Annotated in this window: 16 protein-coding genes; 4 read left to right on the top strand and 12 right to left on the bottom strand. The window is 64.0% G+C overall.

Annotation, left to right across the window (positions count from 1 at the left end; genetic code table 11):
- Positions 1-65: 65 nt before the first annotated feature.
- The 8 genes from H3Z74_RS03215 to H3Z74_RS03180 all read right to left on the bottom strand — a co-directional run bounded on the left by H3Z74_RS03215 (position 66) and on the right by H3Z74_RS03180 (position 7,058).
- Positions 66-488: a hypothetical protein gene (locus H3Z74_RS03215; protein WP_187762566.1), complete on the bottom strand. Its 423-nt coding sequence runs from the start codon at positions 486-488 to the stop codon at positions 66-68.
- A gap of 83 nt (positions 489-571) precedes the next feature.
- A complete protein-coding gene (locus H3Z74_RS03210; RefSeq protein WP_187762565.1) occupies positions 572-2,731 on the bottom strand; it encodes a prolyl oligopeptidase family serine peptidase in 2,160 nt (719 codons plus the stop codon).
- Positions 2,732-2,890: 159 nt separating this feature from the next.
- Positions 2,891-3,313 (bottom strand): 50S ribosomal protein L17, encoded by a 423-nt coding sequence (rplQ, locus tag H3Z74_RS03205; RefSeq protein ID WP_187762564.1) that lies wholly within the window; start codon positions 3,311-3,313, stop codon positions 2,891-2,893.
- 151 nt (positions 3,314-3,464) lie between these two features.
- Positions 3,465-4,529, bottom strand: a complete 1,065-nt coding sequence (locus tag H3Z74_RS03200; RefSeq protein ID WP_187762563.1) for a DNA-directed RNA polymerase subunit alpha — start codon at positions 4,527-4,529, stop codon at positions 3,465-3,467.
- A 95-nt stretch (positions 4,530-4,624) separates the two neighbouring features.
- Positions 4,625-5,014 (bottom strand): 30S ribosomal protein S11, encoded by a 390-nt coding sequence (gene rpsK, locus H3Z74_RS03195; protein WP_034161671.1) that lies wholly within the window; start codon positions 5,012-5,014, stop codon positions 4,625-4,627.
- Between the two features lie 85 nt (positions 5,015-5,099).
- Entirely contained in the window at positions 5,100-5,468 is a 369-nt protein-coding gene (gene rpsM, locus H3Z74_RS03190) for a 30S ribosomal protein S13 (protein ID WP_183108967.1), read from the bottom strand.
- A gap of 156 nt (positions 5,469-5,624) precedes the next feature.
- Positions 5,625-5,858 (bottom strand): hypothetical protein, encoded by a 234-nt coding sequence (locus tag H3Z74_RS03185; protein WP_187762562.1) that lies wholly within the window; start codon positions 5,856-5,858, stop codon positions 5,625-5,627.
- 39 nt (positions 5,859-5,897) lie between these two features.
- Positions 5,898-7,058, bottom strand: a complete 1,161-nt coding sequence (locus H3Z74_RS03180; RefSeq protein ID WP_187762561.1) for a hypothetical protein — start codon at positions 7,056-7,058, stop codon at positions 5,898-5,900.
- A 283-nt stretch (positions 7,059-7,341) separates the two neighbouring features.
- Between H3Z74_RS03180 and H3Z74_RS03175 the strand changes: the two genes are divergently transcribed.
- The 3 genes from H3Z74_RS03175 to H3Z74_RS03165 are packed head-to-tail and all read left to right on the top strand — an operon-like array spanning position 7,342 to position 11,116.
- The gene (locus H3Z74_RS03175) at positions 7,342-9,090 is read left to right on the top strand and encodes an ABC transporter permease (protein ID WP_187762560.1); all 1,749 of its coding nucleotides are present in this window, start codon (positions 7,342-7,344) and stop codon (positions 9,088-9,090) included.
- A gap of 44 nt (positions 9,091-9,134) precedes the next feature.
- Complete coding sequence (locus H3Z74_RS03170) at positions 9,135-10,439, top strand: ABC transporter ATP-binding protein (protein WP_187762559.1); 1,305 nt, start codon at positions 9,135-9,137, stop codon at positions 10,437-10,439.
- Complete coding sequence (locus tag H3Z74_RS03165; RefSeq protein WP_187762558.1) at positions 10,439-11,116, top strand: hypothetical protein; 678 nt, start codon at positions 10,439-10,441, stop codon at positions 11,114-11,116. Before H3Z74_RS03170 ends, H3Z74_RS03165 begins: the two co-directional genes overlap by 1 nt.
- A 232-nt stretch (positions 11,117-11,348) precedes the next feature.
- On the opposite strand, the gene H3Z74_RS03160 is transcribed toward H3Z74_RS03165, so the two are convergent.
- The gene (locus H3Z74_RS03160) at positions 11,349-12,215 is read right to left on the bottom strand and encodes a LysR family transcriptional regulator (RefSeq protein WP_187762557.1); all 867 of its coding nucleotides are present in this window, start codon (positions 12,213-12,215) and stop codon (positions 11,349-11,351) included.
- Positions 12,216-12,311: 96 nt separating this feature from the next.
- On the opposite strand from H3Z74_RS03160, the gene bla reads away from it, so the two are divergent.
- Positions 12,312-13,226 (top strand): class A beta-lactamase, encoded by a 915-nt coding sequence (gene bla, locus H3Z74_RS03155; RefSeq protein ID WP_187762556.1) that lies wholly within the window; start codon positions 12,312-12,314, stop codon positions 13,224-13,226.
- 100 nt (positions 13,227-13,326) lie between these two features.
- On the opposite strand, the gene typA is transcribed toward bla, so the two are convergent.
- The 3 genes from typA to H3Z74_RS03140 form a co-directional block, all read right to left on the bottom strand.
- Entirely contained in the window at positions 13,327-15,162 is a 1,836-nt protein-coding gene (typA, locus tag H3Z74_RS03150; protein WP_187762555.1) for a translational GTPase TypA, read from the bottom strand.
- Between the two features lie 203 nt (positions 15,163-15,365).
- Positions 15,366-16,538, bottom strand: coding sequence for a M15 family metallopeptidase domain-containing protein (locus H3Z74_RS03145; protein ID WP_187762554.1), 1,173 nt, complete (start codon positions 16,536-16,538; stop codon positions 15,366-15,368).
- Between the two features lie 27 nt (positions 16,539-16,565).
- A complete protein-coding gene (locus H3Z74_RS03140) occupies positions 16,566-17,072 on the bottom strand; it encodes a hypothetical protein (RefSeq protein ID WP_187762553.1) in 507 nt (168 codons plus the stop codon).
- Positions 17,073-17,115 lie beyond the last annotated feature (43 nt).

The raw sequence follows: 17,115 nt of genomic DNA, 5'->3' as shown, positions 1-17,115 counted from the left end.
GGCGAGCCGATAGCAGATGGGCCGCCGGAGTGAACCCCTCTCCCGGCCGCCCGGCCGGTATGGGATCAGTTTATGAGGTAGAGCTCATCGTCGAGGAATACATCTTCGACGCCCTGAGCATCGGCCCGGCAGCGAAAGCCATATTCGTCACGGCTCAGATGGCGGTAACGGCTGCGCAGGATGAGCGTACCGCGGATATCCCATCCATTGTCCGAGCGCCGGACCGAATCGACCTTGCTGATCTCCGCGATACGGGCGTACCGGCGGCCTTCGGATTTCGCCGCCGCCACGCATTCGGTAATCGCATTGTCCTTGGCGCTGCCGGTCCCGGATTCCGATGGCTCGTCCCCTGACAAACCTTCCTCTTCCTCATTATACGGCTCGCGCGGCGAGGGGCGTTCGCCGCCGCGTTGCGCCTGAGCGGGCGCTGCGCCAATCGCCATCGCCGCCAGCCCCAACGTCACACCAATTCTGCCGAAATTGCGCATCGTCGTCGCTCTCCACTCTTTAACCCGCCGCCATTGCCCAGCCGCAGCATAGCCGTGTTGCTGATGCTGCGGCGTGACAACAATTATTGCAACGGCTTAACCGTCAGCCCGGCCCATTTCGCGGCGAAGGCCCAGTCATCAGCGGCTTCGGCGATGATCTTGTCGGTCGGCTTGCCGCTACCATGGCCGGCGCGGGTTTCGATCCGGGCAAGATGCGGCCGGTCGCCGATATCGGCTGCCTGCAGCGCCGCGGTGTACTTGAAGCTGTGCCCGGGCACCACGCGGTCGTCAGTATCCGCCGTCGCCACCAGGATCGCCGGATAAGGCTTGCCGCTCTTCACATTGTGATAGGGCGAATAGGTGTAGAGAGTTCTGAAATCGGCCTCTTTCGACGGATAGCCATAATCGTCGACCCAATAGCGCCCGGCGGTCCAGCGGTCGAAGCGCAGCATGTCCATCACGCCGACCGCAGGCAGCGCGGCGGCGAACAGATCGGGACGCTGATTGGTCACCGCACCGACCAGCAAGCCGCCATTCGATCCGCCCTGAATGACTAGGCCGTCCTTCGAGGTGACTCCTTCGGCCTTCAGATATTCGCCGGCGGCAATGAAATCGTCGAACACATTCTGCTTCTTGGCCAGGCGGCCGCCATCATGCCATTCCTTGCCATATTCGCCGCCGCCGCGAATGTTCGCGACCGCCAGCACACCACCCTGTTCGAGCCAGGCGATGCGCGTCGCCGAGAAACTGGGCGTCATCGAGATGTTGAAGCCGCCATAGGCGTAAAGCAGAGTCGGCGCCGGCCCGGTCACATCCTTACGCCGTACGACGAACATCGGCACGCGGGTGCCGTCCTTGGAGGTGTAGAAACGCTGTGACACATCAAAAAGCGACGGATCGAACGCGACCTTGGGCGTGGCCCAGGGCGTGGATTGGCCGGTCTTCACATCGTAGCGATAGATCGTGGTCGGCGTGGCGAAGCTGGTGAAGGAATAGAAGGTCTCGGGGTCATCAGCCTCACCGCCGAACCCAGCCGCCTTGCCGATACCAGGCAATGCCACCACGCCATCGGATTTGCCGTCCAGAGAGAAGCGGCGGACTTCGGTCTTCACATCGGCGAGATAGGATGCGATCAGCTTGCCGCCGACGATTCCGGCACCATCGAGCACCGCTTTGTCCTGCGGCACGATTTCAACGATCGGCGGCACGGCTGAGCGCACGGCGAGGTTGGTCGACACGATGCGCGACCGCGGGGCATCCTTGTTGGTCACCCAGAAGAAGTTGAAGCCCTGATTGCCGGCATAGCTCCATTCATTCTCCAGCCCCTTGAAAATCGTGCGCGGCGCGAGCTTGGGCGCGGCCAGGTCGATGACCGTCATTTCGTATCGGTTGTCGGTGCCTTCGGTGGTGGTGATGACCAGCCATTTACCGTCATCGGTGACTTGCACCTGATGGTTGCGCCGTGGTGTTTCGGGCGTTGCATAGATCAGTGTGTCCGCGCTTTGCGCGGTACCAAGCTTGTGGAAGTAGATCTTCTGATTCTCGTTCAGCGCCTGGAACTTCTTCTCGCCCGTCGCGACCGGAAAGCGGGAATAATAAAAGCCTGATCCATCCTTGGCCCAGGCGAAGGCAGAGAATTTCACCCATTCGATCGTGTCGCTGGCAATGGCGCCGGTCGCGACGTCGAGCACCTTGAGCGTGCGCCAGTCGGTGCCGCCATCCTGGATCGAATAGACGACCTTGCTGCCATCCTCAGACGGGACCCATTCGGCCAGCGCGGTGGCACCGTCCTTCGACCAGCTGTTGGGATCGATCAGGATGCGGCCTTCCCCATTTACCCCGTCACGGACGTACAGCACGGCCTGATTCTGCAATCCGCTGTTATGATTGTAGAAATAGCGATTGCCCTTTTTCTCCGGCAAGCCGAAGCGCTCATAATCCATCAGCTGCTTCAGGCGCGCCTTGAAGATGTCACGGCCGGGCAAGCTCGCGAGATAGGCATTCGTCACCTTGTTCTCGGCAGCGACCCATGCAGCAACCTCGGGATCGGTACGCACGTCATTCTCGAGCCAGCGATAGGGATCGGCAACCTTCACGCCGAACTGCTCATCGACCTGATCGACCTTGCGGGTTTCGGGATAGGTCAGTTTCGGCATTGCGGCAGCGGCTTCCATGGATTGGCCGGCGGCAAAGGCGGGCGTGGTGAAAAGAAGGGGCAAAAGGGTCAATAGCGCTCGGCGCATGGATAGCTCCCGGGAAGGACTGGATGGCGACACCCTATCAGCCATCGGGTGCCACTCAACCCCCCGGCCGTTCGCGCCGATCGAACGCATCCGGCCAGTACAAACGAAAGGGGCCCCGCTTTCGCGAAGCCCCTGTTCATTTTCCGTGCGAGACGCGGATCAGGCAGCCTGATCATAATCCTCGTCGGTGATCACCGGACCCGAATCCTGGCCCTTGGCGCTGACATCGCGATCGACGAATTCGATGATCGCGATCGGCGCTGCGTCCGATGCACGGATGCCGGCCTTGATGATGCGGGTATAGCCGCCGTTACGGTCGGCGTAGCGCGCCGCCAGCACGTCGAACAGCTTCTGCAGCTGCGCATCGTCGAGCAGGCGAGCATGCGCGAGGCGACGGTTTGACAGGCCACCCTTCTTCGCCAGCGTGATCAGCTTCTCGACATAGGGGCGAAGCTCCTTGGCTTTCGCGACCGTGGTCGTGATCTGTTCGTGCTTGATCAGCGCTGCCGACATGTTGCGGAACAGCGCGATGCGGTGGGCAGAAGTCCGCGAAAGTTTACGACCGCCAACACCATGACGCATGATTTCATCCTTCGTTCGTTAAGGGGCCGTTTCACGGAACCCCAGACCAGGTGGGGACGGTGAGCCCACCCGAATTGCCGTCATCCCTGCATAGACAGGGATCTCCATGAGGAGCGTCCGGCCCGAACCCGAAAGTCCGGGCCGAAGCCGCTCAGCCCATGATTTCCTGCTCGAGCTTCTTGGCCATCTCTTCGATATTCTCAGGCGGCCAGCCCGGGATTTCCATGCCGAGACGCAGCCCCATGCTCGACAGCACTTCCTTGATCTCGTTGAGCGACTTGCGGCCGAAGTTCGGCGTACGCAGCATCTCCGCCTCGGTCTTCTGAACCAGATCGCCGATATAGATGATGTTGTCGTTCTTCAGGCAGTTCGCCGAACGCACCGACAGTTCGAGCTCGTCGACCTTCTTGAGGAGGTAACGGTTGATCTGCTGCGTGTCGCCCGAGGATTCGCCGGTCGCCGCCGGCGCCGCATGGCCGATCGGGGCCGAACGGGTCATCGCCGAATCGTCGAAGTGGACGAACAGTGCGAGCTGGTCCTGCAGGATGCGGCCGGCATAGGCCACTGCGTCCTCAGGGGTCACCGTGCCGTCGGTCTCGATCGTCAGGGTCAGCTTGTCGTAATCGAGTTCCTGCCCGACGCGGGTGTTCTCGACCTTGTAGCTGACCTGCTTGACCGGCGAGTAGAGCGCATCGACCGGGATCAGGCCGATCGGCGCATCCGCCGGACGGTTGGCGACCGCCGCGACATAGCCCTTACCGACATCCGCGGTCAGTTCCATGTTGAGCGTCGCACCTTCGTCGAGATGGCAGATCAGCAAATCGGGGTTGAGCACTTCGATATCGCCCGACACCGCAATGTCGCCGGCCTTCACGTCGGCCGGGCCGGTCGCGGAGAGCTGGAGACGCTTCGGGCCCTCGCCCTGCATGCGCAGAGCGATCTGCTTCACGTTCAGGACGATGTCGGTCACGTCCTCACGGACACCCGCCAGCGACGAGAATTCGTGCAGAACATTCTCGATCTTGATCGAGGTCACTGCCGCGCCCTGCAGCGAGGACAGCAAAACGCGCCGCAGCGCGTTACCGAGCGTCAGGCCGAAACCACGCTCGAGCGGCTCAGCGACGAAGGTCGCCTTGCGCTTCGAATCACCACCGGCCTTTTTCTCGAGACCGTTGGGCTTCTTGAGTTCCTGCCAATTTTTCGCATTGACGGACATGGGCTTCCCCTTGGTTTTGGACCGAAGCGGGGGAGCTTCGGCCATGAGAGAATCGGCCGCGCGGCGCGATCAACCGCGCGCGGTCGAGACAAAAGTCAGACGCGGCGGCGCTTGGACGGGCGAACGCCGTTGTGCGGGATCGAGGTCACGTCGCGGATCGAAGTGATCTGGAAACCAACCGCCTGCAGCGCACGAAGCGCCGACTCACGGCCCGAACCCGGACCCTTTACTTCCACTTCGAGCGTACGGACGCCGTGCTCGGCGGCCTTCTTGCCGGCATCTTCCGCTGCGACCTGCGCCGCATAGGGAGTCGACTTGCGTGAGCCCTTGAAGCCCATCATGCCGGCCGACGACCACGAAATCGCGTTGCCCTGGGCATCCGTGATCGTGATCATGGTATTGTTGAAGCTCGCATTCACATGGGCAACGCCCGAAGTGATGTTCTTGCGCTCACGCCGCTTAATGCGCTGAGGTTCGCGTGCCATAGTCTCTTCCTAACCCTAAAGCTGACGCCGGTGGGGTTCCTTGCGGAACCCGGCTTCCGGCGGAGTAAATCATCCCCTGGATGATTTACTTCTTCTTGCCGGCGATCGGCTTGGCCTTGCCCTTGCGGGTGCGCGCATTGGTATGCGTGCGCTGACCACGGACCGGGAGGCCCTTGCGATGGCGAAGACCGCGATAGCAGGCCAGATCCATCAGGCGCTTGATGTTCATCGCGACTTCGCGACGGAGATCACCCTCAACGGTGTGATCGGCGTCGATCGTTTCGCGGATCTGCAGCACTTCCTGATCGGTCAGGTCCTGGACGCGACGCTCGGAAGCGATGCCCAGCTTTGCGACAATTGCCTTGGCCTTGGTGTTGCCAATGCCGTGGATATAGGTGAGCGCGATAACAACGCGCTTGTTGGTCGGGATATTGACCCCGGCGATACGAGCCATGAACTAAATTCTCCTGCTCCACAGGGCGACATGGCAGTCACCCCATCTCATAGCGTTAAACATTCCGAAACGCACGATAGCGGCGAGCGCAGACAAGCGCCGCCGGGAAACCGGGGTTTCGGAATATTGGCCAGATAAGCGCGCGCAAACGCAGAGTCAACCGGTGGGTTCCTGCTTCAAGCGGATCGACCACCATTTTTTGAGCGCAACCAGCGCCCAGATACCCTCGACCAGCCCGAACGGCCAGGCCCCCTGGAGAAACCCATAGGCCGAACCGAGCGCACACCCCGCGGCAAAGCCCAAAGTCCACCATGGGCTCCGCGCCTCCAGCATATAGCAGATCAGCATGACGATGACGGCGAACAGGCCGAAGGCAGTGAGCAGATCCACCGCCGCCCTATGCCGCGTTTGACCGCGCTGCGCCAGCCGTCAGCTGGAGCCATATCTCCGGGCGATTCGCTCCGGGCGTTGCGGTATTGGCTTGGTCGGGTCGAGTTGAATGAGCTTTGCACCCGTACGCTGCATCGCGGTTACGGTGGCCGGCCAATATTGGTCAGGCAATGCGATAAAGACCGTTACCTTCGATAGCGACCCGCCAGGCAGCTTCGCGGCGACCCTTCCCAATACGGATACGAGGTTCGGCGCGGAGAGCGACGCCAGCGCAACCTTGTCTGCATAGCTTTCTGTCAGCGCGTCGTGGACCCAGGTCTCCGATACCGCATAGTCCTTCGCACCCGGAATACGCACGACCGTCGTGGACGGTGTGTCGTCGTCACCGATCAAACGACCGACCGCCTCGTTCAGATAGCTGTGCCACTCGCGCTCCGCGTTGATCTTCGGGCCAAGCAATGGAGCTAGGAATGCCGCCTTGGCGGCCGCTTCCGCAGCGATCTGCGCAGCCAGTACCGTGCGGCCCGTTGCCAACGCGGCCTCCCAGGCAGCCGGATTGATCGGAGACACTCTTCCGTCAGCGAGATCAACAGCGAGATCGATCCTGGCGGGATCAGCCGTGCCTTCCGAGGGAATAACGACTGGGATTATCACCTGCCGGCCATCGGGAGAAAAGCGTGGATCACCCCGCCAATGAATGGAACTGACGGAACGAGGCATCGCCTCGATGTAATCGGCAGGGACAAGATCGGAGAGAGCAAGCGCGCGCACAAGCTTTCCTCCATTGCCATAGACCACCACCACATTCGGCCCATAGCCAAGGCCGTGCCAGTCATCGAACGTGACGGCATAGGCGCCATCGTCCCGAACGATTGCCGATACCGGGGCCACGTCGTTCGCGATCTGATGTTCCCAAACCACTTGCCAGCGCCGGTCGACCAATCGCTCCAGCCGCGCGCTTGCAACGCGCGCTCCCGGCTTCTTCTGCCCGGCGGATTCGACCTTACTGACCTTGTCGTCAAAATAACCAAGCTGACTTTCAAGGTCGCGCGGGGTGACAATGATGCGCGCGTGGCCGGCACAGGATTTGTAGGTGGTCGTCGTTGGAAGCATCCAGCTATCAGCGCACGAGGGCGCCGGCGTGACGGAAATCAGGATCATAGCCAGGGCCAGCAAACCCGGCACACGAAGCATCTTCATTGCGCACTTCCCCTCAGGATACAATGTATCCTACCCACGCCGCATCACGCAATCCCTGCCCGCGCTCGACGGCCATCACCACGATCGGCCACGGTCGCTTGACAATGCTGCACTGCGGGAGCAGTCGGCGGCCAGTCAGCCCGACTCGCTGACGATCAGGAAAGCAAAACGAACAATGCCAAGCGACAGTAGTCGATTGCCAATGCTGCTGGCGGTCTCCGACCGAGCCTGATCCCATCAGTCTCGCCCCGGGTGCCGCCAGCGGCATTCGATGAGGTGAGACATGAATACACTACCCCCATTTGCCCGGGGCGTACGCCCCTTCTCGCGCATCCTGCGCCTGACGCGGCCGAACCGCGCCGACGTGATCGCCTTCCTGCTGCTGGCGGGATTGTCGGTGCTGGTCATCCGCGGCACCGAAGGCGTTGCCGAGCCGCTGTCGCAGCTGCGCACCGCACCTGTGACGCTCGATCCGTGGAATCTGCCCGGCTATGCGCTGCGCACCACGCTGCGCATGTTCGCCGCGCTTGGCGCGTCGCTGGTCTTTACGCTGGTCATCGCCACGCTGGCAGCACGCAGCCGCCGCGCCGAGCAGATCATCGTGCCCGCGCTGGATATTCTCCAGTCAGTGCCGATCCTCGGTTTCCTGACCTTCACCGTCACCTTCTTCATGGGGCTGTTCCCGGGCCAGCAACTCGGCGTCGAATGCGCCGCGGTGTTCGCCATTTTCACCAGCCAGGCCTGGAACATGGCGTTCAGCTTCTACCAGTCGCTGCGCTCGATCCCGTCCGACCTCGAGGAAGTGTCGCGCGGCTTCGGCCTGTCGCCGCTGCGCCGCTTCCTGCGGCTGGAATTGCCGTTCGCCACCCCCGCGCTGGTGTGGAACGCGATGATGTCGATGTCGGGCGGCTGGTTTTTCGTCGTCGCGTCCGAGGCAATCACCGTCGGCAACACCACGGTCACCCTGCCCGGCATCGGCTCGTGGCTCGCGATCGCGATCGAGCACCGCGATTTCGTCAGCATAGGCTGGGCGGTGGGCGCGATGGCGGTGGTGATCCTGCTTTACGATCAGCTCGTCTTCCGCCCGGTGGTCGCCTGGGCCGACCGCTTCCGTTTCGAACAGACCGCCAGCACGGACCGGCCGCGCTCCTGGGCCTATGACCTGTTCCGCCGCACCAGATTGCTGCCGGTGCTGTTCGCCCCGGTGACCATGATCGGCCAGATGCTGATCCTGTTCGACCGCGGCCGTCCGGCGCGTCCGGTGGCCAACCGCGACCGCACCGGCAGCCGGATCGGCAATCTGATCTGGACTGCCCTGCTCACCATCGCCTCGCTCTTCGCGGTCTGGACCATCGCCACTTATGTCGCGCGCACGCTGCACTGGGAGGATGCGGTCACCGTTTTCGGCCTGGCCTGCCTGACCATGCTCCGCGTCCTTGCGCTGATCGCCATCGCCAGCGTCATCTGGGTCCCGATCGGCGTGTGGATCGGCCTGCGCCCGAAATGGGCCGAGCGGCTCCAGCCGGTCGCGCAGTTCCTCGCGGCTTTCCCGGCCAATGTCCTGTTCCCCTTCGCGGTGATCGCGATCGTGCACTGGAAGCTCAGCCCGGACATCTGGCTCTCGCCGCTGATGGTGCTGGGCACGCAGTGGTATATCCTGTTCAACGTGATCGCCGGCGCCAGCGCGATCCCGACCGACCTGCGTGAGGCGGCCGACATCTTCGGTCTTCGCGGCTGGCAATGGTGGCGGCAGGTCGCCCTGCCCGGGATCTTTCCCTATTATGTCACCGGCGCGCTCACCGCGTCGGGCGGATCATGGAACGCCAGCATCGTCGCCGAGGCGGTATCCTGGGGCAATGAGAAGCTCACCGCATCGGGGCTCGGCGCGTTCATCGCCGATGCGACCGCCGCGGGGGATTATCCCCGCGTCGCGCTCGGCATCGCGGTCATGTCGATCTTCGTGATCGCCTTCAACCGGCTGCTCTGGCGACCGCTCTATACGTTTGCCGAGCGCCGCCTGCGCCTCGCCTGACCCCTTCTGAAAATCCGAACTGACACCCGAAAAGGAGCCTGACCATGGCCACCATCGCTGAAATCCGCCCGCTCGTCACCGTTTCCGGCCTGCGCCACCATTACGGCAAGGGGCATGGGCAAATGCTCGTGCTCGACAATGTCGACCTGACCCTCAATGAAAATGAAATCGTCGGCCTGCTCGGCCGCTCCGGTTCGGGCAAATCCACCTTGCTGCGCTCGATCGCCGGCCTGATCGCTCCGACCGAGGGTGATGTGCATTTCGTGCCCGGCGCTGACGGCCAGGCGCCCAGCGTCAGCATGGTGTTCCAGACCTTCGCGCTGTTCCCCTGGCTCACCGTGCTGCAGAATGTCGAGCTCGGCCTGGAGGCGCAGCGCGTGCCCGCCGAGCAGCGCCGCACCCGCGCGCTCGCCGCGATCGATCTGATCGGTCTCGACGGGTTCGAGAATGCCTATCCGAAGGAGCTGTCGGGCGGCATGCGCCAGCGCGTTGGCCTGGCCCGTGCGCTGGTGGTCGATCCGTCACTGCTGCTGATGGACGAGCCCTTCTCCGCGCTTGACGTGCTCACCGCCGAAACGCTGCGCACCGATCTGCTCGATCTCTGGTCCGAGGGGCGGATGCCGATCAAGTCGATCCTGATCGTCACCCATAATATCGAGGAGGCCGTGCTGATGTGCGACCGCATCCTCGTCTTCTCGTCCAATCCCGGCCGGGTGGCGGCCGAAATCAAGGTCGATCTGCCGCAGCCGCGCGACCGCGACGATCCGGCGTTCCGAGCGCTGGTTGACGACATTTATGCGCTGATGACGGCACGCGCCGCCCCGACATCGCCGAATGACGGGCTGTTCCCGGGCAGCGGCATCACCATGGTGCTGCCGCGCGTGTCGACCAACGCGCTGGCCGGCCTGATCGAGGAGGTCGATTCCGCGCCATATGACGGGCGCGCCAGCATGGCCGACCTCGCCGATCAGCTGCAGCTCGAGGTGGATCAGCTGTTCCCGATGGCGGAAACGCTGCAGCTGATGCGCTTCGCCGAACTGACCGGCGCCGATATCACGCTGACCCCGGCGGCACGGCGCTATGCCCAGGCCGATGTCGATGCGCGCAAGGCGATCTTCGCCCAGGCGCTGCTCGCCCATGTTCCGCTGGCGCATCATATCCGCCGTATCCTTGACGAGCGCGCCAACCGCGTCGCGCCGGCCCGCCGCTTCCGCGACGAGCTCGAGGATCATATGTCACCGGATTATGCCGCCGAGACTTTGGGTACGGTGACGCATTGGGGCCGCTATGCCGAGATCTTCGCCTATGACGAGGATGCCGATCAATTCAGCCTTGACGATCCAAGCTGATGCGCTGGCTGCGCCTCGCTGCTGCGGCCGCCGCCCTGTTCGCTGCCAACCCGGCCTTCGCCGATGGCGGCGCGCATGTGATCGACGGCTCGGGCGTGGAAACGCCCGGCACCTGCCATCTCGAAAGCTGGGTCACGCTGAGCAACGGTGACGGCCGGCTGATCAACAGCGCGCCGGCCTGCACCCGCAAGGCCTGGCCCAATCTCGAGCTTGGCGGGTTCGTCGCCCATGGCTGGTCGCCGGGATCGCACGACACGCTGGTCGGCCTGTCGCCGAAGGTCGAGCTGCGCTCCGCAACGCGCGGCCTCGGTATCGGCGTCGCGACCAGCGCCGCCTATCAGGTCGATCGCGGTCATTTCCACGAAGCATCGCTGATCGTGCCGGTCACCATTCCCGTCGACCGGCACGTTACGCTGAACCTCAATAGCGGCTGGCAATGGTCGCGGGCCGGCCACCGCGCCGACCTGTTCGTCGGCGGCCAGATGATGGTTGCGCTGAACCCGTCGCTGAGCCTGATGGCCGAAACCTTCACCCGCGATCGGGGCAAGGCGGGCGGCCAGACCGGTATGCGCTGGACCACGGGCAAGGGGCGGGTCGATATCGACTTGCTGGTCGGTCGCTATGTCGACGGTACGACGCCTACTGCCGTCACCTTTGGGGTGACGCTGAGGCGATAAGGGAGATTTGTCCCTCATGGAGTCGGATGAATTGGGAATACCCCCGTCGTCATCCCCGCGAAAGCGGGGATCCCGCTGCCTTGCCCCGCAAGAAGAAGAAGAAGCGGGATCCCCGCTTTCGCGGGGATGACGGGGATTCATCAAATTTCACCCCGTTTCCAAGGAAGCAGATTAAGGCCTGAAGGATAGCCACCCGACGATAAACAGACAGCCAACCCGGCCGACCTCAGCCCTATCCAGCCACCCCCATGATCCAGCAGCGAAAGGCAGTCATCGCCGGGCCGTCGGCGCGCGATTGCAGCCGGGTCAGCCAATATTGCCCGACATCCACTTCGCACGCGAAGGGCCGGACAAGCTGTTCGGCCGAGAGCTCGCGCGCGAACATCGCCGACGGCAACAGCGCGACACCGACACCCGACACCGCCGCCGCAGCCGCTGCCAGCGACGTGTCGAACACGATCCCGCGCATACCGGGCGGCGGCAAGCCGGCTGCCGCGAACCAGCGCGCCCATTCGTCCGAGCGATAGGAACGCAGCCGGGGTTCCCGGACAAGGTCGGCAGCATCGTTCAGCCGCGTCGCGACGCCCGGCGCGCACAGCGGCGTCATCGGCGCCGCCATGATCCGCTCGGCATGGGTACCGTGCCACGCGCCCTCGCCAAAGCGGATCGCCATGTCGAGCCCCTCCCCGGCCAGGTCGACGCGGTTGTTGTTGGTCATCAGCCGGAGGTCGATCTCGGGATGCGCCTGGAGAAAATCCGGCAGCCGGCCAAGCAGCCAGCCGGTCGCGAACGTCCCCACCGCGCCGATCGTCAACACTTCCTGAAACCGTCCTTCCGAAAACCGGTCGAGCATTGCTCCGACCCGGTCGAAGGAATCGGCAACCACCGGAATAAGCGCCTGCCCCTCATCGGTCAGCGCCAGTCCGCGCGGTAGACGACGAAACAGCGGCGTGCCGAGCAGATCCTCCAGCGCCTTGACCTGATGGCTGATCGCCCCCTGGCTGACGCACAGTTCGATCGCCGCACGCGTGAAGCTCAGATGCCGGGCGGCGGCTTCGAACGAGCGCAGGGCATTCAGCGGCAGTCGCGATCGATCCATGTGATCCCCATGAATTCGATTCATGCTTCTGTCGAGATCATATGCTTTGCCGCCGCTCCCTTTCCTCGGATATCCGGGACGCCTGAGGAGATGATGATGTTGGACAGGCGCAAATTTCTCATCGCAACCGGCTCGACATTGGTGTCGACCAGCCTGCCGGCGGCCCGAAGCAGGACCGCGCCACTGGGCGGAGAGACACTGGTGGCAGCTGTGCAGGCCTGCGAGGCGGCCAGCGGCGGGCGGCTCGGCGTCGCGATCCTCGACACCGCAACCGGCGCCCGCTTCGCGCATCGCGGCGATGAGCGCTTCCCGATGTGCAGTACCTTCAAGCTGCCTCTCGCCGCCGCGATCCTGCGCGAGGTCGATCGCGGCCGGACCAGCCTCGGCCACAAGGTGCCGGTCAGCGCGCGCGACATTCTCGACCATTCGCCCTTCAGCGAAACGCGCGTCGGCGGCACCGCCTCGCTTGGCGAGTTATGCGAGGCCACCATGACCAACAGCGACAATGCCGCCGCCAATCTGCTGCTGCCGGTGATCGGCGGCCCGGCCGGCCTGACTCGCTTCGCTCGCGCGCTCGGCGACAAGATGACCCGATTCGATCGCTACGAGCCCGACCTTGGCACATGCACGCCGGGCGATCCGCGCGACACCACCACCCCGCTCGCGACGCTTGCCCTGCTCGACCGGATCCTGCTCGGCTCCGTCTTGTCGGGTTCCTCGCGCACGCGCCTGACGCAATGGATGATCGACAACCAGACCGGCGACAGGCGCCTCCGCGCCGGCCTTCCCGCCGCATGGCGGGTCGGCGACAAGACCGGCACCGGCGGCCATGGCACCACCAATGATATCGCGATCCTGTGGCCGCCGAAGCGTCCGCCCCTGCTCATAACGAGCTATCTCACCGGCAGCCCGCTTTCGACCGCTGACAGCGAGGCGATCCACGCACGCCTGGCCCGCAGCGTTGCAAGAGCTGGCGAATCCGCCTTTCGCTCCGCGCGTTCCCATAGCTGAAATATTGGACGCACGTGCTGCCAGGGTTTCGGCGACAACAGCCAGCCGATTGCGCCCGCCCTTGGACGCAATCGGCTATCCGGCTCTGCGTTGCGCCGGCTCAGGCAGCCTTGGCGCGGCTCGCACGCTTGCGCTCGTTCGGGTCGAGATAGCGCTTGCGCAGTCGGATCGACTTGGGCGTCACCTCGACCAGCTCGTCATCGTCGATATAGGCGATCGCCTGTTCGAGCGTCAGGCGCCAGGGCGGGGTCAGCCGGATTGCATCGTCCTTGCCGCCCGAAGCGCGGAAGTTGGTCAGCTGCTTGGCCTTCATCGGATTGACTTCAAGGTCGTCGGTCTTGGCGTTCTCACCGACGATCATGCCTTCGTAGAGCGCTTCCTGCGGCGCAACCATCAGGATGCCGCGCTCTTCGAGCGGACCCAGCGCATAGGCATTGGCCTCGCCGGCGCCATTGGAGATCAGCACGCCATTCTTGCGGCCTTCGATCTTGCCCTTGTGCGGGCCATATTTCTCGAACAGCCGGTTCATGATCCCGGTGCCGCGCGTGTCGGACAGGAATTCGCCATGATAGCCGATCATGCCACGCGAGGGTGCTGAGAAGGTGATGCGGGTCTTGCCGCCGCCCGAGGGACGCATGTCGGTCATCTCGGCCTTGCGGATGTTCATCTTCTCGACGACCGTGCCGGAATATTCCTCGTCCACGTCGATGATGACGGTTTCGTACGGCTCGGTCTTGTTGCCGTCCTCGTCCTCGCTGAACAGCACGCGCGGGCGGCTGATGCCGAGCTCGAAACCCTCGCGGCGCATCGTCTCGATCAGCACGCCGAGCTGAAGCTCGCCGCGGCCGGCGACTTCGTAGCTGTCGCGGTCGGCGGCTTCGGTAACCTTGATCGCGACATTGGATTCGGCTTCGCGGAACAGGCGGTCGCGGATCATGCGGCTGGTGACCTTGCTGCCCTCACGGCCGGCCATCGGCGAATCATTGACCGCGAAACGCATCGACAGCGTCGGCGGATCGATTGGCTGCGCATGCAGCGGCTCGCTCACGCTCGGGTCGCAGATCGTGTTCGACACGGTGGTGGTGGTCAGGCCGGCGATCGAAATGATGTCGCCCGCGCTGGCGACATCGACCGGAACGCGCTCCAGCCCGCGGAACGCCATGATCTTCGACGCGCGGCCGGTCTCGACGATCTTGCCGTCATTATCCAGCGCATGGATCGCCATGTTGGTCTTGACCGAACCCGAGAAGATCAGCCCGGTGAGGATGCGGCCGAGGAAATTGTCGCGGTCGAGCAATGTCACCAGGAACTTGAACGGACCGTTCGGATCGGCGCTCGGCTCCGGCACATGCTTGACGATGGTTTCGAACATCGGGGTCAGCGTGCCTTCGCGCGCATTCTCGTCGGTGCTGGCATAGCCATTGCGGCCCGAGGCGTAGAGCACCGGGAAATCGAGCTGCTCGTCGGTCGCTTCAAGCGACACGAACAGGTCGAACACTTCGTCAAGCACTTCCTGGATGCGCGCGTCGCTGCGGTCGACCTTATTGACCACGACGATCGGACGCAGGCCGAGCGCGAGCGCCTTGCCGGTCACGAACTTGGTCTGCGGCATTGCGCCTTCGGCCGAATCGACCAGCAGGATCACACCGTCGACCATCGACAGGATGCGCTCAACCTCACCGCCGAAATCGGCGTGACCGGGCGTGTCGACGATGTTGATGCGCGTCTTGTGACCGTGATGATCGTCCCACTCGACGCTGGTGCACTTGGCAAGAATCGTGATGCCGCGCTCTTTTTCGAGGTCATTCGAATCCATCGCACGCTCTTCGATGCGCTGGTTGTCGCGGAACGTGCCCGACTGACGGAACAGCTGATCGACCAAAGTCGTCTTGCCGTGATCGACGTGCGCGATGATCGCCACATTGCGGAGGCTCATAAGTGTATCCGGTGCTTTGCTTGAAGATGTAGCGCGCGCCCCTAGCGCAAATGCTGCGTCGCGGAAAGGGTCGTCGTCACGATGTCTGAGAGAAGCGCGCGACTATTGGTGCTGCGCCGGGGCGATATATCACCTGTTCGGCTATTCCGGGCGCCCTCATCGCGCGGCGGAGCGACCGAATCACGGCGCCGAGGGCTGGCCGGTCAGCGCGGCGTCCAGTTCCGCCAATTGGCATCGGCCAGTTCGAACTGGTGGCGAAGCGCCTGCCGCATGGCGACGATATCGTCCTGAGTCACGGGAGGAGCAGCCGGCGCGGCCGCGGCACCGGGTCGTGCCGGGGGAGCATTCCTGGCGGAAGGCACCGCCGGCCGACGCGCGGCGGCCGCCGTCCTCAATCGCTGCAAATCGGGCAAGCTGACGGTCGCCTGCCGGTTCCAGATCTGGGCGGCCGTCCCAACCGCGATCATCTCTCCGCCCAGCCCGAGATCGGACCTGTAAGGTTGGCGGCCCCTTCCTTCCCAGCGCATCGTGCCCGATCGGGTCAGAAGATCGCCAAGCCGCACCGCCATGCTGACGCCGGCATCGTTCCAGTTCTGGAGATGCGGACGGTCGGTGGCCGGCCCCCGGAATGCACCGATATCGATGCCGGCGGTCCGCAGGGCGTCCCAGAAGCGCTGCGATTCCGCCGCGCTCACCCCGTCGAGTTGATGCAGCCAGTAGGTTTCGTTCGTGACGACGGCACCATTCGAGCGCAGCCATCTCAAGCCCTGGAAACCGAGATCCACGGCCATGCCGAAATTGTGATTGCTCTCGCCCGGGCCGGCATTGGTCACGTTTCGACCACTGGTGAACAGGTCATATTGCGCCTGGAAAGTTCGCCGGTCGCCCTGCGGGCATACCCCGATCGCAATGCCGTGCTCGCTGTGCATCCGGTTGATGGTCGCATTCACTCTCAACAGGAATGCGCTGGTGAAGGTCAGCGCGCCGGCGGCGGTGAGCTTTGCCTGAAGCTGCGCCGCCGTCGCCGCCACATAGACGGTCTTGCCCCCCGCCAGCACGCGCATGTCGGAGAATTCGGCGGGCACTTGCTCCAGCAGTTTCGCCCAGGTCGCATCGCCGGCAGCGACAAGCCCGCTGGTCACGCGCGGATTGGCGGCGATGCCGGTGGCCGCGACCAGCGCATGATCGGTCTGGAACGCCAATATGGCGGCCAGCGTCGCCGGTCCGGCCGATCCGTCATAGCTGGGCAGATACGGCGCGGCCGCGCGGCCCGTCGCCGCCGCGCGCTGAATCTTGACAAGGATCGCCTGGACCAGCGCAACGTCGCTGGTGCCGTTGGCGCCGCCCGTGCCGACCGTACCCGTGATCGATTGCATCGCGATCTCCCGTTCAGAAACGACAGCCTATTCGTAGCAGGCGAAGGGTAGCACCGTGCTGCTGGCCGAACTGCTCTTGCCGGTCAGCAGCGTCGCCTTGAGCGTGATCGTCCGGCACCCCGTGCCGGTGAGCCAGAAGCCGATATGAGTCGCGCCGTCGGGACCGACCGGACCGATCTTCGCAGTGCGGTCCAGGACGATCCGGGTCGCAGCCTTGCCCCGCGTCGCCGCGCCCGCTTCACTTGCCACCAGGCGCAGCTGGGCCGCGTCGGGCACCGGCATGTCCTTGCCGATATCGATCCTGACCACGACCAGGGTGGAGACCGAGGCATAGTCACCGGCGGGGACATTGCCGAGCGCGGTATTGGCCGCAAGGACGTCGGGCGACAAAGTGCCGGTCTTGCTGTTGAACAGAAAGGCCTGGAAGCCGGAGACCTGCGGCGCTGGTCCGGCGTGAGCGGGTCCCGCGAGCAATAACGCCGCCAGGCCAGCCGCCGCTACGCGGAATTGGAGCAGGGAGTGGTGCTTCGGCATCCTGTTGTCGCCTCCATCCCCCAGGGTGCAGGAACCATGCGCG

Source organism: Sphingomonas alpina, from assembly GCF_014490665.1.
GTDB classification, from domain to species: Bacteria; Pseudomonadota; Alphaproteobacteria; order Sphingomonadales; family Sphingomonadaceae; genus Sphingomonas; species Sphingomonas alpina.
This window is presented reverse-complemented; position numbering and strand designations above follow the sequence as displayed.